The 25680-nt window shown below is 65.0% G+C and carries 25 protein-coding genes; 13 read left to right on the top strand and 12 right to left on the bottom strand.

All coding sequences use genetic code 11. The features are described from left to right. Nucleotides 1-19 precede the first annotated feature (19 nt). Genes hisS through VGV07_RS16930 form a run of 4 tightly spaced genes read left to right on the top strand, consistent with a single transcriptional unit; the run spans nt 20 to nt 4042 of the window. Complete coding sequence (gene hisS, locus VGV07_RS16915) at nt 20-1480, top strand: histidine--tRNA ligase (protein WP_326869897.1); 1461 nt, start codon at nt 20-22, stop codon at nt 1478-1480. Next, on the top strand, nt 1477-2562 hold the full coding sequence (locus VGV07_RS16920; RefSeq protein WP_326869898.1) for an ATP phosphoribosyltransferase regulatory subunit: 1086 nt from the start codon (nt 1477-1479) through the stop codon (nt 2560-2562). The genes hisS and VGV07_RS16920 overlap by 4 nt, the downstream gene beginning before the upstream one ends. Continuing rightward, nucleotides 2559-3293, top strand: a complete 735-nt coding sequence (hisG, locus tag VGV07_RS16925) for an ATP phosphoribosyltransferase (protein WP_055884785.1) — start codon at nt 2559-2561, stop codon at nt 3291-3293. Before VGV07_RS16920 ends, hisG begins: the two co-directional genes overlap by 4 nt. Beyond that, nucleotides 3290-4042 (top strand): TSUP family transporter, encoded by a 753-nt coding sequence (locus tag VGV07_RS16930; RefSeq protein ID WP_326869899.1) that lies wholly within the window; start codon nt 3290-3292, stop codon nt 4040-4042. The genes hisG and VGV07_RS16930 overlap by 4 nt, the downstream gene beginning before the upstream one ends. Before the next feature lie 14 nt (nt 4043-4056). Here the strand turns inward: VGV07_RS16930 and VGV07_RS16935 are convergent, their stop codons facing one another. After that, a complete protein-coding gene (locus VGV07_RS16935) occupies nt 4057-4833 on the bottom strand; it encodes a glycosyltransferase family 25 protein (protein WP_326869900.1) in 777 nt (258 codons plus the stop codon). Between the two features lie 174 nt (nt 4834-5007). On the opposite strand from VGV07_RS16935, the gene VGV07_RS16940 reads away from it, so the two are divergent. Further along, the gene (locus tag VGV07_RS16940) at nt 5008-5814 is read left to right on the top strand and encodes a hypothetical protein (protein WP_326869901.1); all 807 of its coding nucleotides are present in this window, start codon (nt 5008-5010) and stop codon (nt 5812-5814) included. 186 nt (nt 5815-6000) lie between these two features. On the opposite strand, the gene VGV07_RS16945 is transcribed toward VGV07_RS16940, so the two are convergent. The 7 genes from VGV07_RS16945 to VGV07_RS16975 all read right to left on the bottom strand — a co-directional run bounded on the left by VGV07_RS16945 (nt 6001) and on the right by VGV07_RS16975 (nt 13135). After that, nucleotides 6001-7305, bottom strand: coding sequence for a GH1 family beta-glucosidase (locus VGV07_RS16945; RefSeq protein WP_326869902.1), 1305 nt, complete (start codon nt 7303-7305; stop codon nt 6001-6003). A gap of 235 nt (nt 7306-7540) precedes the next feature. Continuing rightward, nucleotides 7541-7978, bottom strand: coding sequence for a GNAT family N-acetyltransferase (locus tag VGV07_RS16950; RefSeq protein ID WP_326869903.1), 438 nt, complete (start codon nt 7976-7978; stop codon nt 7541-7543). Nucleotides 7979-7981: 3 nt separating this feature from the next. Further along, complete coding sequence (locus VGV07_RS16955; protein WP_326869904.1) at nt 7982-9061, bottom strand: Mrp/NBP35 family ATP-binding protein; 1080 nt, start codon at nt 9059-9061, stop codon at nt 7982-7984. 211 nt (nt 9062-9272) lie between these two features. Then, nucleotides 9273-9926 carry a fructose-6-phosphate aldolase gene (fsa, locus tag VGV07_RS16960; protein ID WP_326869905.1) on the bottom strand — a complete coding sequence of 218 codons (654 nt, stop codon included), beginning with the start codon at nt 9924-9926 and terminating at the stop codon, nt 9273-9275. A gap of 106 nt (nt 9927-10032) precedes the next feature. After that, nucleotides 10033-11217, bottom strand: a complete 1185-nt coding sequence (locus VGV07_RS16965; RefSeq protein WP_326869906.1) for an amino acid aminotransferase — start codon at nt 11215-11217, stop codon at nt 10033-10035. A 233-nt stretch (nt 11218-11450) separates the two neighbouring features. Continuing rightward, nucleotides 11451-12377 (bottom strand): electron transfer flavoprotein subunit alpha/FixB family protein, encoded by a 927-nt coding sequence (locus VGV07_RS16970; RefSeq protein WP_326869907.1) that lies wholly within the window; start codon nt 12375-12377, stop codon nt 11451-11453. Further along, entirely contained in the window at nt 12377-13135 is a 759-nt protein-coding gene (locus tag VGV07_RS16975; RefSeq protein WP_326869908.1) for an electron transfer flavoprotein subunit beta/FixA family protein, read from the bottom strand. Before VGV07_RS16975 ends, VGV07_RS16970 begins: the two co-directional genes overlap by 1 nt. A 248-nt stretch (nt 13136-13383) precedes the next feature. Between VGV07_RS16975 and VGV07_RS16980 the strand changes: the two genes are divergently transcribed. The 3 genes from VGV07_RS16980 to VGV07_RS16990 all read left to right on the top strand — a co-directional run bounded on the left by VGV07_RS16980 (nt 13384) and on the right by VGV07_RS16990 (nt 16256). Beyond that, nucleotides 13384-14544 carry a M20 aminoacylase family protein gene (locus VGV07_RS16980; protein ID WP_326869909.1) on the top strand — a complete coding sequence of 387 codons (1161 nt, stop codon included), beginning with the start codon at nt 13384-13386 and terminating at the stop codon, nt 14542-14544. Nucleotides 14545-14771: 227 nt separating this feature from the next. Further along, the gene (locus VGV07_RS16985; protein WP_326869910.1) at nt 14772-15824 is read left to right on the top strand and encodes an AbrB family transcriptional regulator; all 1053 of its coding nucleotides are present in this window, start codon (nt 14772-14774) and stop codon (nt 15822-15824) included. Between the two features lie 111 nt (nt 15825-15935). Further along, on the top strand, nt 15936-16256 hold the full coding sequence (locus VGV07_RS16990; RefSeq protein ID WP_326869911.1) for a hypothetical protein: 321 nt from the start codon (nt 15936-15938) through the stop codon (nt 16254-16256). A gap of 156 nt (nt 16257-16412) precedes the next feature. Here VGV07_RS16990 and VGV07_RS16995 read toward each other — a convergent pair whose 3' ends face one another. After that, nucleotides 16413-18056, bottom strand: a complete 1644-nt coding sequence (locus tag VGV07_RS16995) for an alpha-glucosidase (RefSeq protein WP_326869912.1) — start codon at nt 18054-18056, stop codon at nt 16413-16415. Nucleotides 18057-18211: 155 nt separating this feature from the next. On the opposite strand from VGV07_RS16995, the gene VGV07_RS17000 reads away from it, so the two are divergent. Beyond that, the gene (locus tag VGV07_RS17000; RefSeq protein ID WP_326869913.1) at nt 18212-18613 is read left to right on the top strand and encodes a DUF1761 domain-containing protein; all 402 of its coding nucleotides are present in this window, start codon (nt 18212-18214) and stop codon (nt 18611-18613) included. A gap of 154 nt (nt 18614-18767) precedes the next feature. Here the strand turns inward: VGV07_RS17000 and VGV07_RS17005 are convergent, their stop codons facing one another. Further along, nucleotides 18768-19193 (bottom strand): SRPBCC family protein, encoded by a 426-nt coding sequence (locus VGV07_RS17005; protein WP_326869914.1) that lies wholly within the window; start codon nt 19191-19193, stop codon nt 18768-18770. Between the two features lie 58 nt (nt 19194-19251). On the opposite strand from VGV07_RS17005, the gene VGV07_RS17010 reads away from it, so the two are divergent. Next, the gene (locus VGV07_RS17010) at nt 19252-20079 is read left to right on the top strand and encodes a helix-turn-helix domain-containing protein (protein WP_326869915.1); all 828 of its coding nucleotides are present in this window, start codon (nt 19252-19254) and stop codon (nt 20077-20079) included. Between the two features lie 180 nt (nt 20080-20259). On the opposite strand, the gene VGV07_RS17015 is transcribed toward VGV07_RS17010, so the two are convergent. Both VGV07_RS17015 and VGV07_RS17020 read right to left on the bottom strand, forming a co-directional pair. Then, entirely contained in the window at nt 20260-21042 is a 783-nt protein-coding gene (locus tag VGV07_RS17015) for an SDR family NAD(P)-dependent oxidoreductase (protein WP_326869916.1), read from the bottom strand. Nucleotides 21043-21044: 2 nt separating this feature from the next. Next, nucleotides 21045-21974, bottom strand: a complete 930-nt coding sequence (locus VGV07_RS17020; protein ID WP_326869917.1) for a 2-hydroxyacid dehydrogenase — start codon at nt 21972-21974, stop codon at nt 21045-21047. A gap of 319 nt (nt 21975-22293) precedes the next feature. On the opposite strand from VGV07_RS17020, the gene VGV07_RS17025 reads away from it, so the two are divergent. From VGV07_RS17025 to VGV07_RS17035, 3 genes are all read left to right on the top strand, one after another. Continuing rightward, a complete protein-coding gene (locus tag VGV07_RS17025) occupies nt 22294-23712 on the top strand; it encodes a circularly permuted type 2 ATP-grasp protein (protein ID WP_326869918.1) in 1419 nt (472 codons plus the stop codon). Nucleotides 23713-23883: 171 nt separating this feature from the next. Then, the gene (locus VGV07_RS17030; RefSeq protein WP_326869919.1) at nt 23884-24828 is read left to right on the top strand and encodes an alpha-E domain-containing protein; all 945 of its coding nucleotides are present in this window, start codon (nt 23884-23886) and stop codon (nt 24826-24828) included. After that, nucleotides 24828-25631 (top strand): transglutaminase family protein, encoded by an 804-nt coding sequence (locus VGV07_RS17035; protein ID WP_326869920.1) that lies wholly within the window; start codon nt 24828-24830, stop codon nt 25629-25631. The genes VGV07_RS17030 and VGV07_RS17035 overlap by 1 nt, the downstream gene beginning before the upstream one ends. The last annotated feature ends 49 nt before the right edge of the window (nt 25632-25680 follow it).

Here is a 25680-nt window from a genome sequence, read left to right on the forward strand (position 1 = left end):
GCTCTGACCAGCAGACACCATGACCGACAAGAAGAAGCTCATCGCGCCGCGGCTGCCGCGCGGCTTCGAAGATCGTTTGCCCGCCGATATTTCGGCGGTGAACGCAATGACGGCGAAGATCCGCGCGGTCTACGAGCGCTACGGCTTCGATCCCGTAGAAACGCCGCTGCTCGAGTATACCGAGACGCTCGGCAAGTTCCTGCCCGATACCGACCGGCCGAATGCCGGCGTGTTCTCGCTCATGGACGATGACGAGCAGTGGATGAGCCTGCGCTACGATCTGACGGCGCCGCTGGCCCGGCACTTCGCCGAGCACTTCCAGGATCTGGCAAAGCCTTATCGCAGCTATCGGGCGGGCTATGTGTTCCGCAACGAGAAGCCGGGGCCGGGGCGGTTCCGCCAGTTCATGCAGTTCGACGCCGATACGGTCGGCGCGGCGGGGCCCGAGGCCGATGCCGAGATGTGCATGATGCTCGCCGATGTCATGGACGCGCTGGGCCTTACCGGCAAATACGTGGTGAAGGTCAATAATCGCAAGGTGCTCGACGGTGTGCTCGAAAGCGCGGATGTGCACGAGTATGAGCAGAAGCTCGCGGTGCTGCGCGCCATCGACAAGCTCGACAAGTTCGGCACCGACGGGGTGAAGCTGTTGCTCGGCGAGGGCCGCAAGGACGAGAGCGGCGATTTTACCAAGGGCGCGGGCCTCTCCGCGCCACAGCAGCAGGTCGTGCTCGACTTCATTGCCGGCAAGGCACCCGAGGAGAATGAGGGCGTGAGCGAGCTGCGCGCCATGGAAGTGCTGTTCCGGTCTGCCGGCTACGGCAACGACCGTATCGAGATCGACCCCTCCATCGTGCGTGGCCTCGAGTACTATACCGGCCCGGTTTTCGAGGTCGTGCTGACCTTCCCGGTAACCAACGAAAAAGGCCAGCAGGTGATCTTCGGCGCCGTGGGAAGCGGCGGGCGCTATGACGGCCTCGTCTCGCGCTTTCGCAGCGAGCCGGTGCCAGCGACCGGTTGTTCGATCGGTGTCTCCCGGCTTGCCCATGCGCTGAAGCTGACCGGCAATCTGGGGGCCGAAGAGCCGCTGGGGCCGGTGGTGGTGCTGGTGCTCGATAAGGAGCAGACGGCGCGCTACCAGGCGATCACCTCGCGGCTGCGTCGCGCCGGCATCCGCGCCGAAATGTTCATGGGCAACACCAAAAACTTCGGCAAACAGGTGGCCTATGCCGACAAGCGCAACTCCCCGGCGGTGATCATCGAAGGCACGCAGGAACGCGAACTCGGCAAGGTGCAGATCAAGGACCTGATCGCCGGCAAAGAAGCGGCCAAGGCGATTGCCGACAATGCCGAGTACAAGGCCGCGCGCCCGGGGCAGTTCGAATGCGACGGCGACCTCGACGCGATCGTTGCCGCCATTTCCGAACTGCCTGCGGTGGCCGCATACCTCGATGCCCAGAACCCGGACGCCAATAAGTGAAGACAGCATCCGAGCGATATGCCGCGCTGGTGCGGCTGGTCGAATCGCGCACGGTGACGCGCGCGACGCCGGCGCTGCTGCTGCCCGCCGGTCCTTATTTCGACCTCGCCGGCGAGGAGTTCGGGCGAAACCTGCTCCTCACCACCACCAATAACGGGCTCGAATACTGCCTCCGTCCGGACTTCACGCTGCCGATTGCGCAGCAATATCTCGAAGACGGGCTGATCGGCGCTCCGGCTGCCTTCACCTATCTGGGGCCGATCTTCCGCCAGCAGAACTCGACGCCGGTGGAGTTCGAGCAGGCGGGACTAGAACTGCTGGGCCAGGCGGACGCCGATAACGCGCTCGACCAGGTGCTGACCTTTGCACGCTGGGCGCTCGCCATCTACGACATCACGGCGCCCAACGTGCGGCTGGGCGGCGTCGGGTTGTTCGAGGCGTTTCTCGAGACGGCGCAAATCCCGGCGGCGTGGCGCAGCCGCATCCGCCACCGCTTCGGCCACCCCGAAGCGCTGGAGCGGCTGATGGAGCGACTGGCCAACCCCGAGGAACGGGTCGAGGCCCCTGCCCCGGACAGCCGCGACACGGTGATCGAGATCGTTACCGATGCGATGCTGTCGGGTGGGTTGAGCCTGATCGGCAGCCGCACGCCCGAAGAAATCGCCGACCGCTATCTCGAAAAGCAGGCGCTGGAATCCGCCCCGATCCCGCCCGAAACGGTGGCGCTGCTGCAGAACTACCTGTCGGTGTCTGAAAGCACCGAGACGGCGTTCGAGCGCATTTCGGAGATGTGCAAGGAAGCGGGCTTCGATTTCGACGAGCCGCTGTATCAGGTGCGCAACCACGCCGCGGCGCTCGCAGCGCTATCGCCCAATGCCGATGTGATCTTCGACGCGAGCTTTTCGCCGCGGCTCGACTACTACACCGGCATCGTCTTCGAGATGACCGGCTCGGACGGCGAGGTGCTGGCATCGGGCGGCGAGTATGACCGCATGCTGGAGCGGCTGGGCGCCGGTGAGCCGGTGAAGGCCTCGGGCTGCGCGTTGTGGGTCGACCGGCTCGAGAGGGAGGCCGAACAATGAGCACTTTGCCCGGCGGCCTGACGCTCGCCATTCCCAGCAAGGGGCGGCTCGAGGAGCTGACGCGCAAGGCGTTCTCGACGGCGCGGATGAACATTGCCCGTCCGGGCGGGGCGCGCTCGTATGTCGGCTCGATCAAGAACCAGCCGCAGGTCACGGTGCGCTTCTACCCGGCGGCCGAAATCGCACGCGAGCTGATCCTGGGCGGCGTCGATATCGGCGTTACCGGCTCTGACCTGATCCACGAAGCCTCGGAGAACGGCGAAGAGAACGTGCTGTTCGTGCGCGGGCTCGGGTTCGGCGAAGCCAATGTGGTGGTGGCCATCCCCGACAGCTGGATCGATGTGCAGCAGATGACCGACCTCGCCGACGTGGCATCGGATTTCCGCTCCCGTCATGGCCGCTGGCTGCGTGTCGCCACCAAGTACGTCAACCTGACGCGGCGGCATTTCGCCAAGTATGGCATCGCCGAATACCGCATCGTCGAAAGCGCCGGCGCGACGGAATCGGCGCCCGCCGCAGGTTCGGCCGACCTGATCGTCGACATCACCTCGACCGGCTCCACCCTCGCGGCCAACCAGCTCAGGGTGCTGGAAGACGGGCTGATCATGAAGTCGGAGGCGAACCTGATCGTCTCGCGCACTGCCGACTGGACGCCGCTCAGGAAGGCGCAGCTCGAGGCCCTGTTGTCGATCATGGGTGGGGTGCCGCCGGGGATTTCCACCCTGCTGTGAGCTTCGACCTGACGATCCTCGTGGCGCTTGGCTTTGTGGGGATGCTCGCGGGGTTCGTAGACGCCATTGCCGGTGGCGGTGGACTGATCGCCATTCCGGCGCTGCTGGCGGTTGGCATTCCCCCGGTCACCGCGTTCGGAACCAACAAGCTGCAATCGGTGGTGGGAACGGTGATCGCCGCCTTCACCTACTGGCGCAAGGGGTTCGTGTCGCTGAAGCTGCTGGCGATCGCGATTCCGCTGACCTTTGGCGGTTCGTTCCTCGGGGCGCTGGCGGTCAAATCGATCGACACGACCGTGCTGCAACTTGCCGTGCCGGTAGCGCTGATCGCGGTAGCGCTCTACTTCGCATTCGCGCCGAGGCTCACCGACGAGGACAGCCACGCCCGGCTCGGCGTCGCGATCTTCCTGCCGCTGATGGGGTTCGCCGTCGGATTCTACGACGGTATCCTGGGGCCGGGAACGGGCTCGTTCATGACGCTGGGCTTTGTGACGCTGTTCGGCTTCGGGGTGACGCGCGCGGCGGGGCACACCAAGGTGCTGAACCTCACCTCGAACCTCGGGGCGCTGGCGCTGTTCATCCCCTCGGGCAACGTCGTTTGGCTCGTGGCGGGGGTGATGATCGTCGGGCAGATCATCGGCGGCTATCTCGGGGCGCTCACCGGCATCCGCTTCGGCGCAAGGCTGATCCGGCCGCTGGTGGTCGTGGTGTCGATCGCGCTGGCGGTGAAGCTGCTGGTGTTTCCGTAGAGTGCTTTGAGCCGCTAGCGGCGGAAGGTCAGGACGCGGCGTTCGAGCCGCCCCTGCAGCAGCGGCAATGCCAGACTCAAGGCGTGCGCGAGTTGCCGCGGCACGACCCGCAGCTCGTTGACTATGCCCTGCAGCCCGTCACGGCTCGACTGGCGTTTGCCGCGGATGTCGGAGGGCACGACAACCTGTTCCTGCTCGCAGATGGCGGGCTCCAGCACATGGGGCGCCAGCCGGCCGAACAGGGCGGAGCGGCCAGGGTTGAACATCATCTGGTCGATCGGGTCATCGACCGAGGTGGTGGCAGCGAGCAGCATGCGGGCGCCGGCCGCGGAAACGACATAGCCGGCCGTGCCGGCGGATTTGCCATAGAAGCGGCCGACACGGCGGCTGTGAGCCGGCCGGGTATCGCGGTCCATGAACATCGGGCGATGGCGGCCATAGCGTTCGAGCTTGACCACATCGGCGCCCGGCGGGATCCAGCCGGTGTCGGTAAAGAACTGAGCACAATCGTCGGCCAGGATAGCGTCGTCTTCCAGCACGACGGCGTAGGGCTCGCCCGAGGCGAGAAACAAGCGCCAGAACTTGCGGTGACTGAGAGTGCAGGCGAGATCGCCCCTCGAGATGCGGCCATGCAGACCGGCCTGCACCTCGATCTCGGTGAATTCGGGGGCGTCGGTGCGGGCGTCGACGGCGTCGATGTAGTCGAACTGCAAACCCAGTCGGTCGGCCTGCTGCTGCATGAACGCCCGGCGGTCGGGGCGGCGCGCGAGGTTGATCACGTAGACATGCATCGGGCACCGCAGAATGGCCAGGATTGACGTGCTGCTTCTTGGCCAATGCCGGTGGCTATGGCAAGCGCCGTAGGCGGCAGTTCAGGCTTCGTTGAGAACGCACGGAGAGTTGCGTCGTCGAGCGGCTCCAAAAACGCTAGTGTCTCGAACAACTTACATTCGGCAGGTGAAATTATGCGCGCATTTCTGGGCCTCGTGAGCCTCATGTTTCTGCTGCTGGTCGCCTCACCCTTGCAGGCGGCGAGCTTCGATTGCAGCAAGGCGACCACCGCCGATGAAGTGGCGGTGTGCCGCGATGGCGTAACCTCGGCGCTCGACAGCGAGATGGCCGGGCTGTCCTTCGCCTATGACAAAGTGCCGATGTTCATGGGCGCGAACGGTGCCCGGCACGATGATGCCGAGGCCTTTCTTGCCGAGCGCGGCAAATGCGGTGCCGACATCACGTGCCTGCGCAAGGTCTATACCAACCGGATCGTGGCGTTGAAGACCCAGTTGGGCGTGGCGATGCAGCAGTTCTCGGACTTGCAGAACCAGGTACCGCCGGTCACGGCGCCGATCCCGGAGGGTGTGCAGACGCTGGTCTCCGGCTATGCCGAGCAGTGCACCAGATTGGGCGGTACGCTGAACGCCGGCGGCGACCGGCCGGGCCTGCTGAGCGCCGATCTCGATGGCGATGGCATCGCCGACTACGTGATCAACTCGCAACCGCTGCAGTGCAGCAACTCGGCGACGGCGTTCTGCGGCAATGGCGGCTGCCAGGTCCAGATCGCGGTGTCGTCGGAGAAGTTCGCCGACCCGATCGAGGCGCTCGGGGGCATGCCGATGCTGGTACAGGCGGAAACCGGGACGACGGCCCGGCTCTGGGTGGATAGCACCAACTGCCCCAAGGCGACGGCGGACGAGGCCTGCTGGGCGACCTATGCATGGGTGGGTGGCAAGCACACGGTGACTTATGCGGCGGAGCCGGCGCCGGCGATGTGACGCCGAGTCGCTCGTCGCTTCGCTCCGATCGCGCAACCTCACGGTTGCGATACCCCTCATCCGGCGCTTCGCGCCATCTCGCGGCGAGGGCTACGCCCTCGTCCGGAGGTGCCCGAAGGGCGGATGAGGGGTACGCGGCGCGAAGCAACGCCGATCCGAGCGGAGCGAGGAACGACTACCGCCCTCTCACCGCGTGTTGTGCAGCATGCCCTGGAAGGCGCGGTAGCTGGCTTTGGGTGTCCGCACCTGCGTCTCGTAGTCGACATGCACGATGCCGAAGCGCGAGGTGTAGCCCTGCGACCATTCGTAGTTGTCGAGTAGCGACCAGGCGAAGAAGCCCCTGACATCGGCGCCCTGCCCCTGGGCGTCGGCCACGGCGCGCAGGTGGTCGTCGTAATACTTCACCCGGCGCTCATCGTTGGTCTCGCTCATTCCGGTTTCGGTGACGTAGAGCGGCAGCTTGGTGTAATCGCGATTGACCCGCACGAGCAGATCCTCAAGGCCCTTGGGGTAGATTTCCCAGCCGAGATCGCTCTGTTCGAGATCGCCGGAGCGGCGTTCGGCGCCGAACGGGCCGTTGGGGCCGGCGGCATAGAGGCCGCGGGTGTAGTAATTGATGCCGAGCCAGTCGAGCGGACGGGAGACGACTTCCATGTCCTTCTCGAAGCCATCGGGAAGATAGGCTGCGAGCCGGCTGGTGAGTTCCTGGGGGTAGCGGCCCTTGAACACGCCATCGAGGTACCAACGGTTGAACAGCGCATCGCCGAGGTTCTGCGCCTCGATGTCCTCGGGCTTGTCTGAGAAGGCCTCGGCCTTTTCGAGGTTCAGCACGATCCCGAGATTCTTGACGCTTTCGGCGCGCAGCGCATCGATGCCAGTGCCGTGAGCGAACAGCACGTGGTGCATGGCCCGCGCGGCGGCGCGGAGGTCGCGATAGCCGGGCGCATGGACGCCGAGGAAATGGCTCAGAAAGGCGACGCACCACGGCTCATTGATGGTGGCGGTCGCGTGCAGGCGATCGCCGAAGTGGAGGCCGACCAGTGTCGCGTACTCGGCGAACCAGTTGGCGATGTCGCGGTTCATCCAGCCGCCCTTGTCCTGCAAGGCGCTCGGGAGATCCCAGTGATAGAGCGTGGCGTACGGCTTGATACCGCGCTCGAGCATGCCGTCGATCAGGCGATCGTAGAACTCGAGGCCCTTGGGGTTCACCGCGCCGATCCCCTCGGGGATCAGGCGTGGCCAGGCAAAGGAGAAACGGTAGGTGTCGAAGCCGCCGTCGCGGATCAGGTCGAGGTCGCCGGGCCAGCGGTTGTAATGGTCGCAGGCGATGGCGCCGGTATCGAGGTTCTTCACGTTGCCGGGGGTGGACGAAAAGCTGTCCCAGATCGAAGTGCCGCGGCCATCGGTCTGGCCGCCTTCGATCTGATAGGCGGCAGTGGCGGCGCCGAAGGTGAAGTTCGGGCCAAGGTCGTTACGCGAAATCGAGAACAACAAATCTCTCCTCAACAGGGCGGCGCTTCAGCGCTCGTTGTGGTCGGGCGACAGGGCCGATTCTCGACATCGCCGGATCAATGTAATCGATTGCATAACAGCGTGACGGCGGGATGTCACGGGTGCCACTGATAAGCCGGTAGCTGTGGACCCCACCCCTGTCCCTCCCCGCAAGGGGACGACAAGAGGTCGCCCCGGGGGGAGGGGACAGGGGTGGGGGTCGGCACGCGCCGGCCTATCGACTTGCCACCGACGGCCAGCGCAGGAAGATCAGCTCCGGATCCCCCTCGTCGAGATGCTCGAACATCCCGGTCTGCACAAAGCCCAGTTGCGGCAGCAGGGCGCGCATCGGCGCGTTGGACTGGTTGGTCGAAGTCCAGAGCTTCTGCTCGCTCGGGGTCAGCGTGATGCAGTGCTCGATCAGGGCGCGGCCGATGCCGCCGCGCCGGAAGGCGGCGCCGACCATCAGCATTTCGATGAACGGCGAGCGGAAAAAGCTGCGCGTGAGTGCGACATAGCCGACGACCGCGCCACCGCGTTCCGCGAGGTGGCATTGGCCCAGCGCGACCCACTCGGCAATCGCCTGGCGGCGGTCGGCGCTGTGGCTGGCGACGTGGTCGATGGCGATCAGTGCGTCGAGATCGGCGGCGGTCGCGGGCCTGATCGACAGCATGGCTCAGGGCCTCAGCTGCGGGCTGCCTGCGAGGATGGCACGGACGATGGTGCGGAAGGCTTGGGCCTCGGGACCATCGGGCTGGGTGGCGACGACGGGACGGCCGGCATCGGAACTCTCGCGGATCGACATTACCAGGGGAATCTCGCCGAGGAACGGGATATCGAAGGTCGACGCAGCGGTCCTGGCGCCGCCATGGCCGAAGATGTCGTAACGCGTCCCGGTATCGGGGGCGACGAAGTAACTCATGTTCTCGACGAGGCCGAGGATCGGCACGTCGGTGCGGAGCAGCATGTCCATCGCCTTCTTGGCATCGATCAGCGCCAGATCCTGCGGTGTGGAAACGATGACGGCGCCGAGCAACGGCACCTGCTGGACCAGAGAAATCTGGATGTCGCCGGTGCCGGGCGGCAGGTCGACGACGAGAACGTCGAGACCGCCCCAATCGCTTTCGCGCAACAGCTGGCGCAGTGCCGAGGTGGCCATCGGGCCGCGCCAGACCACCGCCTGGTTGGCGGTGAGCATCGAGCCGATCGACATCGCCTTGAGGCCATAGGCTTCGTGCGGGGCAAAGATGCCGTCGTCACGGACGGCGGGCTTACCCTCGAGGCCGAGGAGCTTCGGGATCGACGGACCGTAGAGATCGGCATCGAGGATGCCGGTGCGCAGCCCTTCGGCGGCAAAGCCGAGCGCCAGGTTGACGGCGACGGTGGATTTGCCGACGCCGCCCTTGCCGGAGCCGACCGCGACGATGTGGCGAACTCCGGGTACGGCTTCGCGCGGCGGCGGGCCGGGGCGGCCCTGCGCCTTGGCCTGGCCGGTGGCCGCCTGGGCGCGGTCGGACGTCAATGACACCATGACCTTGCGACCCTCGGCGACCTTCTCGGCGGCCGCCTGGGCGGCAACGCGGGCCGGGCCGAAGGCGGCCTCCATGCCGGGCGCAACCGAGATGGCGAAGGCCACGGCGCCAGTGGTGACGATGATCTCGCTCAGCCCGCCATAGCCCGCGAGTGCCCCGCCGCCGGGGATTTCCACCGCGTTGAGGGCGTTGCGGACGGCGGTGGCGATGAGTTCATTGGCCATTCAAGTGCCTCCGGGCTTTCAGTCGGGCCTTCTCCCCTTGTGGGAGAAGGTGGCCGAAGGCCGGATGAGGGGTCGCGACACGAAGTGTCGCCGATCCGAGTGCGAACGAGGAGCGATCCAGTACGCGGACAGATACCCCTCATCCGCCCTTCGGGCACCTTCTCCCACAAGGGGAGAAGGCCCGACTGCACTTACTGCTCTCGTGAGCCGATCAGAGGATCGACTGGCCCGTCGACTTCCAGTCCTTCACGAACGCTTCCAGCCCCGACTTGGTCAGCGGGTGGTCGGCCAGCTTGTAGATCACCGCCGGCGGGATGGTGGCGACGTCGGCGCCAGCGAGGGCCACTTCGGTGATGTGGTTCGGGGTGCGGATCGAGGCCGCGAGGATCTCGGTGGCGAACGAGTAGTTGTCGTAGATTGTGCGGATATTCTCGATCAGCTCGACGCCATCGGCGTTGATATCATCGAGGCGGCCGATGAACGGTGAGATGTAGGTGGCGCCGACCTTGGCCGCCAGCAGCGCCTGGTTGGGCGAGAAGCAGAGCGTGACGTTGGTCTTGATGCCTTCCTTCGAGAAGGTCTTGGTGGCCTTGAGGCCATCGATGGTGAGCGGCAGCTTGACCACGACATTCTCTGCGAGCTTGGCCAGCACATGGCCCTCGGCGATCATGCCGTCATAGTCGGTGGCAGCGACTTCGGCCGACACCGGACCCGGGACGATCGAGCAGATCTCCTTGATCACTTCCTTGAACTGACGACCGGATTTGGCGATCAGCGAAGGATTCGTCGTCACCCCGTCCAGCAGGCCGGTTTCATAGAGATCGCGGATGTCCTTGATCTCGGCGGTATCGACGAAGAACTTCATTTCAGTCCCCTCCAAGGGAGATGGTTTGGCTGCTCTTTAGGTAGTCACAATCGGGGCGTGAGACAACGCCTCGAAGAAGGTCTCAGCAAGATGCCGAGACCGGATCTCAGCGGATCGCCGCCAGCATCTTGTCGGCGAGTTCGCCAATGCGATCCTCGGGGATTCCCGCGACGTTGATGCGACTGTCGTTGATCATGTAGATGGCGTCGTCGAGCTTGAGCTTGGTGACGACATCCTCGGGCAGGCCAAGCAGCGAGAACATGCCGGTGTGCTCGGCGATGAAATCGAAATCCTTCGAATTCGAGCGCTGCCGGATGGCGTCGGCAAGTTTGACGCGCAGGCGCTTCATCCGTTCCCGCATTTCGGTGAGCTCGGCTTCCCACTCGGCGCGCAGTTCCTTGTCCTCGAGGATGACGCGGACGATCTCGGCGCCATGGTCGGGAGTCTGCGAAATGGTGGCGCGGATGACGTTCTGCATCTGCGAGGAGACGACGTCGGCGCTGTCGGAATCCCTGGCGATAGCGATGGCGACGCCGGCACGCTCGCGATAGAGTCCGAAATTCTTCGAGGCCGAGAACGCGACCATCGACTCGGGCACCGAGGAGACGACCTTGCGCACGCCATAGGCATCGGCTTCGAGCCCATCGCCGAAACCGAGATAGGCGAGATCGACCAGCGGGAAGGCGCCGGTGCGCTTCAGGCTCTCGACCACCTCATCCCATTGCGCGTTCGTGAGGCTGGCGCCGGTCGGGTTGTGGCAGCAGCCGTGCAGCAGGACGATATCGTCGGAGGTGAGGGTGTTGAGCGTTCCCATCATCTTGTCGAAATCGACGAGGCGCTTGGCATGGTCGAAATACGGATAGTAGACCGGGGTCAGGCCGGCGAGTTCGGCCATCGGCCAGTGGTTCGGCCAGCTCGGGTCGGAAATGAAGATGCGGCCCTTGGGTCGGGCGCGACCGAGCACGTTCATCAGGATCGACAGCGCGCCGGTGCCGCCGGCGCCGTTGACGCAGCGGATGCGCTTATTTTCGACCACACCGCCGAGCGCCAGGTCGACGATGGCGGCAGAGAATTCCTTGTTGCCGACCACGCCCTTGTAGGTCTTGGTCTTGGCGCTATCGAGGATGCGCTGCTCGGCCTTCTTCACCGAACTCATGACCGGTGTGACGCCCTTGGGATCTTTGTAGACGCCGACGCCGAGGTCGATCTTTCCGTCGCGGGGATCGTTGGCATACTCGGCCATCAGCACGAAAATCTTGTCGAGCGTGGCCTTCTTGAGGGTCTCAAACATCAGGTCTGTCCGGGGAAAAACGAGGCGGGGCTGTTATAGGCGGTGGTGGGGGAATTGCAACGGGGCGGATAGTTGGGTGCGTGGGGCGCCCCTCACCCTGGCCCTCTCCCCAGAGGGGCGAGGGGACGCGAGGTGAACCGGCGGTGCCACATCGCCCCCTCGCCCCTCTGGGGAGAGGGCGGCGGAGAGGCCGAAGGCCTCACCGCGGGGTGAGGGGTAGCCCCCCGCACAGCCTACCGTTTCAACCCTGCAATCAGCTGCGGCACCACTTCGAACAGATCGCCCACCAATGCGATATCGGCAATCTTCATCAGCGGTGCTTCGGGGTCCTTGTTGATCGCGACGATCTTCTTGGCGCCCTGGATGCCGGCGAGGTGCTGCAGCGCACCGGAAATGCCGATGGCGATGTAAAGGTCGGGGGCGATGATCTTGCCGGTCTGGCCTACCTGCCAGTCATTGGGGGCGTAGCCGGCATCGACCGCGGCGCGGGTGGCGCCGACGGCGGCGCCGAGCACCTTGGCAAGGTCGGAGACCAGCGCGAACTTCTCGGCTGAGCCGAAGGAGACGCCGCCGGCGACGACGACCTGGGCGGTCGAGAGTTCAGGCAGATCACTTTCGGTGCGGTGCGCGGCGAGGAAGCGAGCAAGGGCTGCGACATCGGCATCGACCGGGTGGATCGGCGCGGCATTGCCCGCGGCCGCCGGACGAAAGGCCGAGGCTCGGATGGTGAGGAGCTGCTTCACCTGCCCCGACGATACCGTCTCGATGGCGTTGCCGGCATAGATCGGCCGGTCGAAGCGGGTCGGGCCGTGGATGGCGACGACGTCGGTCACCGGCATCAGGTCGAGCCTGGCGGCGAGGCGCGGGATGGCGTCGCGGCCGGTGGCAGCGGCGGCGGCAACGATGTGGGTATAGGGCTCGGCGAGCCGGGCGAGCAGCGCCGCGACGGCCTCTGCAGAGAGGCTGGCGAGCGCGGCGCTGTCGGCGACGAGCACCTTTTCGACCCCGGCAAGCTTTGCCGCGTCAGCGGCAACGGCCGACACGCCCTGCCCCGCAACCAGCAGATCGACTGGGCCAAGCTTCTCGGCGGCAGCAACGATACGAGCCGTGGCGGCGGAGAGCACGCCGAGATCGTGTTCGGCGAGAACGAGGACGGCCATCAGAGCGCCTCCAGCTCGGAAAGTTCAGCCTGAATTGCCGAGATCAGTTCGGCAGCATCGGCGACCCGGCGCCCGGCCACGCGTTCGGCCGGTGGGCTCACCTTTTCCAGCGTAAGCCGTGGCGTCAGATCGACGCCGAATTCAGCGGCCGGACGGACCGCCAGCGGCTTCGAGCGCGCCTTCATCACCATCGGCAACGCCGCATTGCGCGGGGTATTGAGGCGGAGATCGGCAGTGGCGATGGCGGGCAGCGACACGCCAACCGTAGCGCGGCCATAGTCGACCTCGCGGGTTACTTCGAGGCCGCCATCAACCACCTTGATCTCGGAGGCGAACGTCGCCTGCGGCCAGTCGAGGAGCCCGGCAAGCATCTGGCCGACCTGATTGGAATCGTCATCCACGGCCTGCTTGCCCAGCAGGACCAGGTCAGGCTTCTCTTCCGCAACGACTGCCTTGAGAAGCTTGGCCACCGCCAGGGTTTCGACGCGGCCATCGGCCTCGATCAGGAGGCCGCGATGGGCGCCCATGGCGAGGGCGGTGAGGATAACGTCGTTGCTCTGCTTCGGCCCGATCGAGACGACGACGATCTCGGTGGCGTGGCCGGCCTCAACAAGCTGCACGGCGGCTTCGACGGCGTGCTTGTCGAAGGGGTTCATCGACATGCGCACGTTCTCGGTCTCGACGCCCGACCCATCAGGGCGGACGCGGACGCGCACCGCGTGATCGACGACGCGCTTGACGGCAACGAGGATTTTCATCGGTTCCTCCAGTGTTGCCGGGTGTTTGGCAAATATGAGGGAGAGGGGCAAGTTCAGGCGGGGAATTTCTGACTACGCCGAGGGCGCTAGAGAAAATGACGTGCCTCTCGCTCAGGGAGAACCCGGCGCGTGTTGCCCCCCACCGGCCTATGCGTCCGCTCATACCAACCGCAAGATCGTACCTTCGGCGGGTTGACGCCCTACCCCGCTCCCCGCACAGTGCGCGCTTACTAGCGTTCAGGTTCTTCATGCCCGTTATCAATCGTATCGCGGAATTCGCCGACGAGGTCGCCGAATGGCGCCGCGACTTCCATGTGCATCCCGAACTTCAATACGATCTGCCTCGCACATCTGGGAAAGTTGCCGAGCTGTTGCGCTCGTTCGGCGTCGACGAGGTGGTCACCGGCATCGCCCAGAGCGGCGTGGTCGGAGTGATCAGGGGACGCCAGCCTGGCAAGACCATCGGCATCCGCGCCGACATGGATGCGCTGCCGATCCTCGAGCGGACCGGGCTCGACTATGCCAGCCAGACGCCGGGCCGGATGCATGCCTGCGGGCATGACGGCCACACGGCGATCCTGCTCGGCACGGCGAAGTACCTGGCCGAGACGCGCAATTTCGACGGCAACGCGGTGATGATCTTCCAGCCGGCGGAAGAAGGCGGCGCCGGCGGGCGCGCCATGGTGGAAGCCGGCATCATGGACCGCTTCGGCATCGACGAGGTTTATGGACTGCACAACATGCCCGGCCAGCAAGCCGGCAGCATCGCCATGCGGGTCGGCGGCCTGATGGCCGCGAGCGACGAGTTCAACATCGTGATCGAGGGCCAGGGTGGGCACGCCGCATGGCCACAGAACACGGTGGACCCGGTGATGATCGCGGCGCAGCTGATCACGGCGCTGCATACCATCGTTTCGCGCGATATCGACCCGATCCGCTCGGCGGTGCTGTCGGTGACGATGATGCAGGGCGGCGAAGCGTTCAACATCATTCCGCAGAAGGTAAAACTCACCGGTACGGTGCGCTCGCTGAACGACGAAGTGCGCGACCTGATGGAAGAGCGGCTGAAGGCCGTGACCAAGGGCATAGTCGAAACCTTCGGCGGCAAGGCAGACGTAAACTATCGTCGCGGCTACCCGGTGGTGGAGAACACGCCGGACGAAACGGCCTATGCCGCTGCGATCGCCGCGACGGTGGTCGGCGAGGACCGGGTGGATCCCAATGTCGACCCCAAGATGGGCGGCGAGGATTTTGCCTACATGTTGCAGGCCCGGCCGGGCGCCTATGTATTCCTCGGAAATGGGCCGAGCTCGGAGCTGCACTCGGACACCTACAACTTCAACGACGAAATCATCCCGGTCGGGGTGAGCTTCTTCGTGAAACTGGTCGAGGGTGCTTCCGGGCGGTGAGATTTCGCGGCGACGGTGCGCTTGGCGCCCCTCACCCTAACCCTCTCCCCAAAGGGGCGAGGGGACGATAGGTGCGCCGGCAGTGCCACACCGCCCCCTCGCCCCTCTGGGGAGAGGGCCGGGGTGAGGGGCGCCAAGCACTCCGTATTCGCCCAACGGACCGCTTTCCCCAAGCTGGCGATTGGTCAATAGTTAGGCTCCTAGCCAACTCGACTCGTTCCGCCAAAATGACCTCCCCCCTGCCCGCCGGCACCATCGTCCGCCGGACGCTCATCACATTGCTGATCTCGGCGGCCGGCGGCGGGTTAGCGGCGCTGATCAACCTGCCGGCGGCGTGGCTGATGGGTGGGGCCCTGGCAGTGGCCATGGCAGCGCTGCTGGGCGTCAAGGTGATGCTCCCCACCTGGCTGCGCGATGCGACGTTCGTGCTCACGGGCCTCTCGATGGGCGCGGCGGTCGCGCGCGATTCACTGGCGTTGATGGTGCAGTGGCCGGTGACGCTCGCGGCGCTGGCAGTGGAGCTGATCCTGATCATCTCGCTCACCGGGTTCCTGCTGCGGAAGCTCTTCGGGCTCGATCGCGGTACGGCCTATCTCAGCTCGTTCCCCGGGCACCTGAGCTTCGTGATGTCGATTGCGGCGGCCGGCGTGGGGGATACCCGGCAGATCATCATCATCCAGGTGATCCGCATCCTGATCCTCACCATCTGCGTACCGATCGGGGCGCTGTTCCTGCCGATCGGGCATTATGAAGGCGCGCCGGTGCAGGCGGCGATGGGCTTCGAGACGCTGCTTCCGGTGGCGGCGGTCTGCGCGGTCGCCGGGTTTATCCTGACCAAGTTGCGAGCGCCGGCCGGATATGTGCTCGGGGCCATGGCGGTGGCGATCTGCGCGAAATTTGCGGGGCTGTTCGAGGGCTCCATGCCGCAGCCGCTGCTGATCGCGACGTTCGTCCTGATCGGCGGCCTGATCGGCTCGCGCTTCAACGGCATCACCCGCAGCGAGTTCCAGCAGGCGGCGATCGGCGGGCTAGCCGGCACGGCGCTGACTGTCGCCATCGCCACTCTGGTAACCCTCGCCGTGGCGCCGTTTGTCGACATGCCGTTCGGACAGATCTGGCTGGGGCTGTCGCCCGGGGCGCTCGAAGGCATGGGGGCGCTCGGCATCGCGCTTGGGTTCGACACGGCGTTCATCGCGGCCCACCATGTGAGCCGCCTGCTTATGCTGACATTCGCCATTCCGGTCGTGGCGATGCTCATTCGTGACAAGGACTTGCCTTAGTCTGACGCGCTTTCGAACCGGAAAAAGTCTGCAACTTTTCCTGACAACGTCATGGAGCCGCAAGCCTGCCCAAATCCTCCGGCACATGCCTCCCGTTCCATGGAGATTCACATGCTGCGTCCGCTAGTCCTTGCCGTCGTTGCCGCCACCCTGTTCGTCGCCGGCCCGGCGATGGCGCGCGAGAACTGCGATATGAACGGCACCCGCCCCGGGCTGACAGTCGAGTTCGGCATTTCGATCGGCGGCAAGTCGGGCGGTGATGGCGACAGCTTCGACCAGGACATCGTCAAGATGGAACTGCGCAAGCGCGGCGTCGAAGCGCGCTCGGTGAGTCGCGCTTCAGACGGCTGCATCGAGGCCTTTGTGCAGTATCCGGACGGCAGCTGGCACAGCGACTATTACGATCCCGATACCTGGGAACAGGTGGACTGAGCGGTATCCGAGAATCCGGTGCGGGCTGACCCCCACCCCTGTCCCCTCCCCGCAAGGGGGAGGGCGACCAAAACACCAGCGCCGCAGTCTGCGTCTCCCTCCCCCTTGCGGGGGGGATCAAGGGTGGGGGCCAGCCCGCACCAGCCTCTCAGCCAATCAGCGCTTCCTTCGCCCCCCGAACGCCACCTTCATCTCGCCTGTCGCGAAAAACGCAAACCCGTTGGCGTCGAGCTTCAGTTTGCTCTTCCGGCGCTCGGCGCCATGCGAGAGTTCCAGCAGCTCGAGCCCTTCGCCGCCATCGAGCGTCACTGTCACCGGATCGGCCGAGAGGTTGAACAGGCAGGTGATGGCGCCGTCCTTGCCGGTGCGGCGGAAGGCGAGCAACGGTTCAGCTACCTTCAGGAATTCAATATCGCCTGATGCGAAGACCGGGTGGGCGCGGCGGAAGGCCAACGCCTTACGATAGAAGTTGAGCGTCGAGTTGGGGTCGGCGTTCTGGGCCGCGACATTGAGCGCAGAGTGGTTGGGTTTCACCGGCAGCCACGGCTTGCCACTGGAGAAGCCGTTGGGCGCCTCCCCCTCCTCCCACGGCATCGGCGTACGAGCGCCATCGCGTCCCTTGTATTCGGGCCAGAAGCGGATGCCAGGTGGATCGGTCAGTTCCTCGAACAGGATATCGGCTTCGGGCAGCCCCAGCTCCTCACCCTGATAGAGGCAGACTGAACCCTTGAAGCTCAGCAGCATGGCCGCGGCCTGGCGGGCGAGATCGGCAGAGTTCCTCGAATACTGTGCCCAGCGGGTCATGTGGCGGTTGACGTCGTGGTTGGAGAAACTCCAGCACGGCCAGCCGTTGGGCGCACCGGCGAAGAACTTTGCCAGCTTGGTGCGGAAATGTTCGGCGGTGAACTCGGGGCCGAGCATGTCGAAGGTGTAGGCCATGTGCAGCTTGTCGCCGCCCGAGGTGTATTCCTCCATCAGTTGCAGGCCGCGGTGGCTGTCGCCAACTTCGCCCACCGTGGTGGTGCCGGGATACTGATCGAGCAGCTTTCGCACCCGCTTCAGGAAGCCGACATTTTCGGGCTGGCTCTTGCCGAACTTGTGGTCCTGCATGTCGTAGGGATTCACCGCGTAAGGCAGGTGCTTCGGCCGCCGGGCGGGCGGGTTACTGCGCAGTTGCCGGTCGTGGAAATAGTAGTTGACGGTGTCGAGCCGGAAGCCATCGACGCCGCGTTCGAGCCAGAAGCGCATGACGTCGAGCACCGCATCCTGCACGTCCGGGTTGTGGAAGTTGAGGTCCGGCTGCTCGATCAGAAAATTGTGGAAGTAGTACTGGCCGCGCGACGGGTTCCATTCCCAGGCGCGGCCGCCGAACACCGATGGCCAGTTATTGGGTGGCGAGCCGTCGCGCTTGGGGTCGGCCCAGACATACCAATCGGCTTTGGCGTTGGTGCGGTTGAGCCGGCTTTCGCGGAACCATGGGTGCATGTCCGAGGAATGCGACAGCACCTGGTCGATGATCACCTTGAGGCCGAGCGCATGGGCGCGCTTGATCAGGTCGTCGAAATCCTCGAGGCTGCCGAACAGGCGGTCGACTTCCTTATAGTCGGAAACGTCGTAGCCCATGTCCTTCTGTGGTGACTGGTTGATCGGCGAGAGCCAGATGCAGTCGACGCCGAGGCTGGCAATGTGGTCGAGCCGCCGCATGATCCCCGGCAGGTCGCCGACACCATCGCCATTGCTGTCCTGAAACGAGCGTGGGTAGACCTGATAGATCACCGCGCCGCGCCACCAATCCGTCATCGAAGTCTCCGCCATGTGTGGCCTGCACTGTCACGATCACCCGCCGGAAAGGCAATCGCTTTGACGGCATAGGGGTTCCGCCTCGATTGCGACGCAGTTTGCTTCGGCGCTAGAACTTATCCTTGGCGCGAGGGGCGCCCTGGGGAGTTTCAATAATGCTACCGATCAATTGGCTGGCGGTACTGGTTGCCGCGATCATCCGCATGGCCGTGGGCTTTGGCTGGTATTCGCCGCCGGTGCTGCTGAAGCCCTGGCAGGCGCTCACCGGCGTGACGCCGGAGACGATGAAGGCCGGGCTTGGCAAGGCAATGGTGGTGGACATCATTGCCTCGCTGATCATGGCGTTCGCCTTGGCCAACATTATCGTCGGCGCCAATATTACCGACTGGCTCAACGGCGCACTGGCCGGCTTTTGGGTGTGGCTCGGCTTCCAGGCGACGCTGCTGGTGTCGTTGTGGGGCTATGAGAACCGTTCGCTGAAGCTGATCGCCATCAACCTCGGCAACAACCTGATCGCGCTGCTGCTGATGGGTGCGCTGCTGGCAGTTTGGCGGTAGCTGCAACTGGGCTGATAGGCTGGTGCGGGAAGAGCCCCCACCCTGTCCCTCCCCCCGCAAGGGGGAGGAGCCGCCCACACCGGCGTCAGTGTTTTGGTCTCCCTACCGGTTGCGGGGAGGGACAAGGAGATGCTTTTCCCGCACCGGATTTGCCTCAGCTGAGCAGCCCCTTCAACGTCTCCAGGGTCATGGCCCAGTTGCCCTGGGCGGCGGCGGCAGCCTCCTGCGTCGGGTTGCCTGCCTGCGAGACGGTGAGCCGGGTGCCGTTGCCTGCGGGCTGCAGGTCGTAGGTGATCAACTGCCGGTTCTCCGGCGTGTCAGGCTGGCCGCTCATGGCGCTGTAGTAGTTGACCTTGAGCAGGCGCGGCGGATCGATCTCGATGATGTCGCCCTTGTCCTCGAACGGCGTGCCGTCCCATTCGCCACGATAGGTAACGGTGCCGCCCGTCACCCAATCGCCACTGAGTTCGGCGCCGAACATGTATTGCCTGATCATTGCGGGATCGGTGAGGGCCGCCCAGACCCGGGCGGGTGGCGCCGATAGCTCCAGGCTGGCGGTGGCCGTGAAAGTTGCGGACATGATAGGTCTCCCTGGTTGATGGCCGGGGCGAGCCTATGGACGAGGCTGGGAGACGCGCTTGCAAAAACCCGCAACGCCGTTCGAAGAAAAACAGGACGACTTCGCCGGCATCCTCGATCCGGCTGGCTCGGCGCAGAATTATGGCCTGAGCCGCTACCGGCCATCGGCGGCGTTGGCGCCGTTCGTCGAGCATTATTGGGTGGTCAGTTGGGCGTTGCCGGAGGGAACATCCTATCCGGCTGAGGTACTGCCGCATCCCAACCTCAACCTCGCCTTCACCCACGAGCGCGGCTGGATCACGGGCGTGACGACGGGCCGCTACGACTATGAGGTGAAGGGTTCCGGCTCGGTACTGGGCGTGATGTTCCGGCCCGGTGGATTCCGGCCGTTCTTTGGACGGGCGGTGGCCGAGTTGATGGATACGACGCTCGATGCGGTGGAAGTGTTTCCGGGCGCGACGTCGGCCGCGCGGCTCAAGCTGATGGCGGAGCCGGACCGGCAGCAGATGATCGCCGCCGTAGAAGCGATACTGGCAGGCCGAGGCTTACCGGCGATGGACCCGAACACCGCATTGGCGTCCGGGATCGTCGAGCTGGCGCGGACCGACCGGGAGATCGTCAGTGTCGCCAGCTTGGCGCGGCGGGCGGCGGTGAACGAGCGGACGCTGCAGCACCTTTTCCAGCACTATGTCGGGGTGGGGCCGAAATGGGTGATCCGGCTCTACCGGCTGGTCGAGGCGGCGGCGCGCGCCACCGCCGCGGAGGCGCCGAACTGGACCGAAGTAGCGCACGAACTGGGCTATGCCGACCAGGCGCATTTCAGCAATGATTTCCGCAGGATCGTCGGGCGCGCGCCGACGGAATACGCGCGGGCGGTGCGGGGCTAGGCTGGTATCACCTCACCGAAAGACCCTGCGCAGGACTGCTATCGCCGAGAACTCGGTGTCATCCCAGCGAAAGCTGGGACCCAACCATCCATCCGCACGGTGGCGAGTTGGGTCCCTGCCTTCACAGGGATGACAGCCGGTGGGGGGTGAGTGGGGCGCGCCGGTTACCGCCCCCTGCCCTCAGTTCTCGTAAGCCGCCGAGGGGAACTGCGTGGCGTATTTGCCGCCGGAGCAATCGATCGAGGCGCCGGTGATGTAGTGGGCCTGGTCGGAGGCGAGGAAGCAGATGAGGTTGGCGACGTCCTGGGGGTCGCCCCACTGGCGCAGCGTCAGGGTGTCGAGCAGGCGCTGCTGGCGCGCGTCGGGCAGCTTGGCGAAGCCGTTCATCTCGGTAGGGATCATGCCCGGCGAGTAGGAGTTCACCGTCACGTTGAACGGGCCGAGTTCGCCGGCCAGCACGCGGCTGAACTGTACCACGGCGGATTTCGAAGCGGCATAGGCCTCGCCACCGACCGAGGGGATGATTGCGGCGAAGGAGGCGGCGTTCATGATGCGGCCGGAGGCCTGGCGCTGCATGATCGGCGCCACCGCCTGGCACATCAGGAAGGTGCCCTTGGTGTTGGTGTCGAAATTGGCGTCCCACACCGCCTCGGCGAGCTTGTCGACCCGCGCTCCGCTGGCGACGCCGGCGTTGTTGACGAGGATGTCGACCCGGCCGAACGCCTCGTTCACCGCGCCCACCGCGGCATTGACCTGCGCCGCTTCGCGGACGTCGCAGAGGACGCGCAGGCCGGGCCAGCCGGCCTCGGTCCATTCCACCGCTGCGTCGTCGAGCAGATCCTGACGGAAATCGACGATGGCGACAGTAACGCCTTCGGCAGCGAGGGTCCTCGCGATGGCGCGGCCGATACCCCGGCAGGCGCCGGTGACGATGGCTACTTTGCCCTTGAGATCAATCAGCATGATCAGACCACCGCGCTGAGCAGAGGTTCGCCGGCAAAGTGCGCGACGATATTGGCAACGACCAGATCGCCCATTTTGTTGCGCGTCTGGTGGGTGGCGCTGCCCTGGTGCGGCGACAGCACAACGTTGTCGAGTGCGAAGAAGCCCTCGGGCACCTGCGGCTCTTTCTCGAATACGTCGAGCGCCGCGCCGCCGAGTTTCTTCGAGAGCAGCAGTTCCAGCATCGCTGCCTCGTCGATCAGCGTGCCGCGAGCCACGTTGACAATAAAGCCTTCAGGACCGAGCGCTTCGAGCACTTCACGCGAGACGATCTTCTCGGTGCCCTTGCCGCCCGGCGCAATGATCACCAGCCAGTCGCTGTCGCGGGCCATGTCGATCAGCTTGTCATAGAAGATATAGGGCTCGTCATGCTGGCGGCTGCGGCCGTGATAGACGACGCGCATCTTCATGGCCTGGCAGCGAGTGGCGATTTCCTTGCCGATACGGCCGAGCCCCAGGATGCCGACGGTCTTGCCGTTGAGTTCGGTGAGCAGCGGGAAGCCGGCGTTCGGCCACTTGCCCTGGCGGACGAACTGATCGCCCTGCGGGATGCGGCGGGCAAGGCCGATCATCAAACCAAGGGTGAGCTCAGCGACGGCATCGTTGAGGACGTTCGGCGTATTGGTGACGCGGATGTTCCGCTCCTTGGCGGCTCTCGTATCGATCGAGTCGTAGCCGACGCCGAAATTGGCGATAATCTCGAGCTTGGGGAGCTTGTCCATCAGCGCGCCGTCGACATTGCCACCGGCAATGGCGCGAACCTTGTCCGCCACCGATCTGATCAGCGCCTCCTTGTCGGCCGCCTCGTGCAGCTTGTGCACGGTGTAGCGTTCGGCGAGCGCCTTCTCGCAGCGATCGAGCAGCTTGTGAGTCTGGAGAATCTCTTCCGGCATTGGTCCCATCCCTATTCGGCGCAAGGTTGTATGGCAGTTTTGCGTGAGGGTGAAGGCGACGTTGGTGGGGGGACTCGCCCGGCGTGCTCAGGTCTCGCCACCCCACAGGCTGTCATCCATGCGAAAGCAGGGACCCAACTCGCGGCTGGCGCGGGCTGTGAGATGGGTCCCTGCTTTCGCAGGGATGACACCGAGTTTGTAGCTCGGTCGGCGGGCCTGAAGCGCGGGCCGGACAAAGCGCATCGGACGGCTTGTCGCCCCCAAGTAAACGTGTACCAATGCAAATCGAGTGGGATAGGCCGTAAGCCCTTGGGAGTTGATGTCCGCAACGCCGTTTGACGAAATGACCAATGCGGATGCCTCTGTCCGCGCGCCCTACCACATCCTGGAAGAGTGGCTGAAAGAGCAGCCTCCACAAGCCCTGGGTCTGATGTCGGCTGACGCCGAAGCCTTGTTCCGACGCCTCGGCATCACCTTCGCCGTCTACGGCAGCAACGAAGGCACCGAAAAGCTCATCCCGTTCGACATCATCCCGCGCATCATCTCGGCGATGGAATGGCGACGGCTGTCGAAGGGCATCGAGCAGCGGGTGCGGGCGCTCAACGCCTTTCTTTACGACATCTACCACCGCCAGGAGATCCTGAAGGCCGGGCGGGTGCCGGAAAAGCTGATCCTCAACAACTCGGCATTCTGTCCGGAAATGATGGGGCTCGATCCGGCGCGCGGGGTCTATTCGCACATCATCGGCGTCGACATCGTCCGCACCGGACCGGACGATTTCTATGTGCTCGAGGACAATCTCAGGACCCCATCCGGCGTGAGCTACATGCTGGAAAACCGCGAGGCGATGCTGCAACTCGCGCCGGAGCTGTTCCAGCGCTACAAGGTGGCGCCGGTCGAGACCTATCCGGAGACGTTGCGGCGCACGATGGAGAGCGTGGCGCCGGGGGGTGTGCACGGCTCGCCCAACCTCGTGGTGCTGACGCCGGGCATCTACAACTCGGCCTATTTCGAACACTCGTTCCTTGCCGACCAGATGGGCGCCGAGCTCTGCGAAGGGCAGGATCTGTTCGTCGATGGCGGCAAGGTCTACATGCGGACCACCACGGGGCCGGAGCGGGTCGACGTCATCTACCGCCGGATCGACGACGATTTTCTCGACCCGCTGACCTTCCGACCGGATTCGATGCTCGGCGTGCCTGGGCTGTTCGATGCCTACCGCGCCGGCAATGTCACGCTGGTCAACGCGCCGGGCACCGGCATCGCCGACGATAAGGCGGTCTATGTCTATGTGCCCGAGATCATCGAGTTCTACCTCGGCGAAAAGGCGCTGCTGAAGAACGTCCCCACCTACAACTGCACCAATGACGACGAGCGGGCCTACGTGCTCGAGCATCTCGAGGAACTGGTGGTGAAGGAAGTGCACGGCTCGGGCGGCTACGGCATGCTGGTCGGGCCGGCCTCGACCAAGGCGATGCGCGAGGAGTTCAAGAAGAAGATCCTCGCCCGCCCCGACAACTACATCGTGCAGCCGACGCTGGCGCTGAGCACCTGCCCGACCTTCGTCGACAAGGGGATTGCGCCGCGGCACGTCGACCTGCGGCCCTATGTGCTGTGTGGCGACGACATCCGGATCACCCCCGGCGGGCTGACCCGCGTGGCGCTGAAGAAGGGTTCGCTGGTGGTGAACTCGTCGCAAGGCGGCGGGACGAAAGATACCTGGGTGCTGGAGGATTGAGGATGCACATGCTGACTGAAGCAGACGGCCCCCTCCTATCCTCCCCCATGAAGGGGGAGGTGCCGCACCTGTTCATGGGCTCGATCGAGCCACAAACTCGCCTCTTCACCTCCCCCTTCATGGGGGAGGCGGGGAGGGGGCCGTCCGCCGGCGTCCGGCACGAGGTGCCCCATGCTCGGTAGGACCGCACAGAACCTGTTCTGGCTTTCCCGTTATATCGAGCGGGCCGAGAATGTCGCCCGGATGTTCGAGGTCGGCTATCGCATGAGCCTCACCTCGCGACGCGAGGGTGGCGCGTCGGAGCATTTGGTGTCGATGCTGCAGGCGGCCGAGGCCGACGAGGGGTTCAACCTCAAGCACAAGCAGGCCGACGTCCAGAGCGTTGCGCACTACATGCTGTTCGACGAGGAGAACTATTCCTCGGTGAAATCGTGCCTGCTCGCGGCGCGTACCAACGCGCGTTCGGTACGCACGGCGCTCACCACCGAAATGTGGGAATCGATCAACTCGGCGTGGCTGGAATTCTCCGCCATCCGGCCGCGCGACATCTCGGGAGCCAAGCTGCAGGAGCTGCTGTTCTGGGTCAAACAGGTCAGCCACCGCTATCGCGGCGCGCTGCTCTCGACCTTCCTCCGCGATGCCGGCTACGCCTTCAGCCAGATCGGCAACTTCGTCGAGCGGGCCGACAACACGGCCCGCATCCTCGACATGAAATATTACGTGCTGCTGCCGCGCGCCACCATGGTGGGTGGCGACGTCGATATCCAGCAATGGACGATGATCCTCCGCGCTGCGTCGGCGCATCGCAGCTACCGGCACGTCTACCATGATCGCTACAAGGCCTGGAACATCGCTGACTACCTGATCCTCAGGCCCGAAATGCCGCGCTCGTTGATCTTCTGCGTGCAGTGGATCAACCGCACCATCGACATGCTCGAGGAGATTTACGGTGAGCGCACCGCGGGCCACGATGCGGCCGATGCGGTGACGGCACTGGTGATGGACGCCAGCGTCGACAGGATCTTCGAGCATGGCCTGCACGAGTTCCTGACCGAGTTCATCGACCGCAACAACCGGATGACGGACGCCCTGGCCGAAAGCTACAATTTCTACTGATGAAAATCGCTATCCGACATTCCATGAGCCTGATGGTTGGCGCCGGTGTCGCCCGCAGCGTGCAGCATGTACTGTTGACGCCGCTGACCGGCCCGACGCAGACGGTGCGCGAGTGGTCGATCGAGATGCCCGGCATCGACAGGGCGGCGAGCTTTTTGGATGCGTTCGGCAACCGGGCGCAGCTGGTAAGCCAGATCAAGCCTGAGCCCGAACTGGTGATCACGGTTGCCGGGATCGTCGAGACCATCGATCGCAACGGGGTGATCGGCCGGGTGCCGGGTGACATTCCGCCGGCGCTCTATCGCCGCCCGACGACGGCCACCAAGGCGGCGGGGAGTATCACCTCGAAGTTCCGTGCAGCGCCGAAGACCGGCAAGGATCGTATCGCGCTACTGCATGCACTGATGGCACGGGTGGCGGAAGTCGTGGGCGGCAGCGAGCAGGTACAGACCCAGGATGGGCAGAGCCAAAGCCAGTCGCAGGCGTCGGCGGTGCATGCGCCGGCCAGCGACTATGCCCATGCCTTTATCGGCGCAGCGCGGGCGCTGGAGATCCCGGCCCGCTATGTCACCGGCTATCTCCATGGCACCGACAGCGAGCAGCCGGCTTTGCACGCCTGGGCCGAGGCCTGGGACGACGGGCTGGGCTGGATCGGCTTCGATGCGATGCTGCAGGTCTGCCCGACCGACGAGCACGTGCGGGTGGCCGTGGGGCTCGACGCTACCTCGACCATGCCGGTGCGTGCGATCCCGGTCGCCGGCGAGCCGCAGGTGCTTGCGATGAGCGTCGAGGCGGCGCAGTAGAAGCGATCTCGCGGTGATCGCCTTCTCCCCTTGTGGGACAAGGCCCACA

The sequence above is a fragment of the Devosia sp. genome (assembly GCF_035944845.1).
GTDB lineage: Bacteria > Pseudomonadota > Alphaproteobacteria > Rhizobiales > Devosiaceae > Devosia_A.

Excerpts from the sequence above, each read along its gene's own strand:
- hisG (WP_055884785.1), top strand. The coding sequence starts at position 2,559 with ATGAGCACTTTGCCCGGCGGCCTGACGCTCGCCATTCCCAGCAAGGGG.
- VGV07_RS16970 (WP_326869907.1), bottom strand. The coding sequence starts at position 12,377 with ATGGCCGTCCTCGTTCTCGCCGAACACGATCTCGGCGTGCTCTCCGCC.
- VGV07_RS16965 (WP_326869906.1), bottom strand. The coding sequence starts at position 11,217 with ATGTTTGAGACCCTCAAGAAGGCCACGCTCGACAAGATTTTCGTGCTG.
- hisS (WP_326869897.1), top strand. The coding sequence starts at position 20 with ATGACCGACAAGAAGAAGCTCATCGCGCCGCGGCTGCCGCGCGGCTTC.
- VGV07_RS16995 (WP_326869912.1), bottom strand. The coding sequence starts at position 18,056 with ATGACGGATTGGTGGCGCGGCGCGGTGATCTATCAGGTCTACCCACGC.
- VGV07_RS16955 (WP_326869904.1), bottom strand. The coding sequence starts at position 9,061 with ATGGCCAATGAACTCATCGCCACCGCCGTCCGCAACGCCCTCAACGCG.
- VGV07_RS16935 (WP_326869900.1), bottom strand. The coding sequence starts at position 4,833 with ATGCATGTCTACGTGATCAACCTCGCGCGCCGCCCCGACCGCCGGGCG.
- VGV07_RS17000 (WP_326869913.1), top strand. The coding sequence starts at position 18,212 with ATGCTACCGATCAATTGGCTGGCGGTACTGGTTGCCGCGATCATCCGC.
- VGV07_RS17015 (WP_326869916.1), bottom strand. The coding sequence starts at position 21,042 with ATGCTGATTGATCTCAAGGGCAAAGTAGCCATCGTCACCGGCGCCTGC.
- VGV07_RS17005 (WP_326869914.1), bottom strand. The coding sequence starts at position 19,193 with ATGTCCGCAACTTTCACGGCCACCGCCAGCCTGGAGCTATCGGCGCCA.
- VGV07_RS16990 (WP_326869911.1), top strand. The coding sequence starts at position 15,936 with ATGCTGCGTCCGCTAGTCCTTGCCGTCGTTGCCGCCACCCTGTTCGTC.
- VGV07_RS16980 (WP_326869909.1), top strand. The coding sequence starts at position 13,384 with ATGCCCGTTATCAATCGTATCGCGGAATTCGCCGACGAGGTCGCCGAA.
- VGV07_RS17020 (WP_326869917.1), bottom strand. The coding sequence starts at position 21,974 with ATGCCGGAAGAGATTCTCCAGACTCACAAGCTGCTCGATCGCTGCGAG.
- VGV07_RS16975 (WP_326869908.1), bottom strand. The coding sequence starts at position 13,135 with ATGAAAATCCTCGTTGCCGTCAAGCGCGTCGTCGATCACGCGGTGCGC.
- VGV07_RS16950 (WP_326869903.1), bottom strand. The coding sequence starts at position 7,978 with ATGCTGTCGATCAGGCCCGCGACCGCCGCCGATCTCGACGCACTGATC.
- VGV07_RS17035 (WP_326869920.1), top strand. The coding sequence starts at position 24,828 with ATGAAAATCGCTATCCGACATTCCATGAGCCTGATGGTTGGCGCCGGT.
- VGV07_RS16985 (WP_326869910.1), top strand. The coding sequence starts at position 14,772 with ATGACCTCCCCCCTGCCCGCCGGCACCATCGTCCGCCGGACGCTCATC.
- VGV07_RS17025 (WP_326869918.1), top strand. The coding sequence starts at position 22,294 with ATGTCCGCAACGCCGTTTGACGAAATGACCAATGCGGATGCCTCTGTC.
- VGV07_RS16940 (WP_326869901.1), top strand. The coding sequence starts at position 5,008 with ATGCGCGCATTTCTGGGCCTCGTGAGCCTCATGTTTCTGCTGCTGGTC.
- fsa (WP_326869905.1), bottom strand. The coding sequence starts at position 9,926 with ATGAAGTTCTTCGTCGATACCGCCGAGATCAAGGACATCCGCGATCTC.
- VGV07_RS17030 (WP_326869919.1), top strand. The coding sequence starts at position 23,884 with ATGCTCGGTAGGACCGCACAGAACCTGTTCTGGCTTTCCCGTTATATC.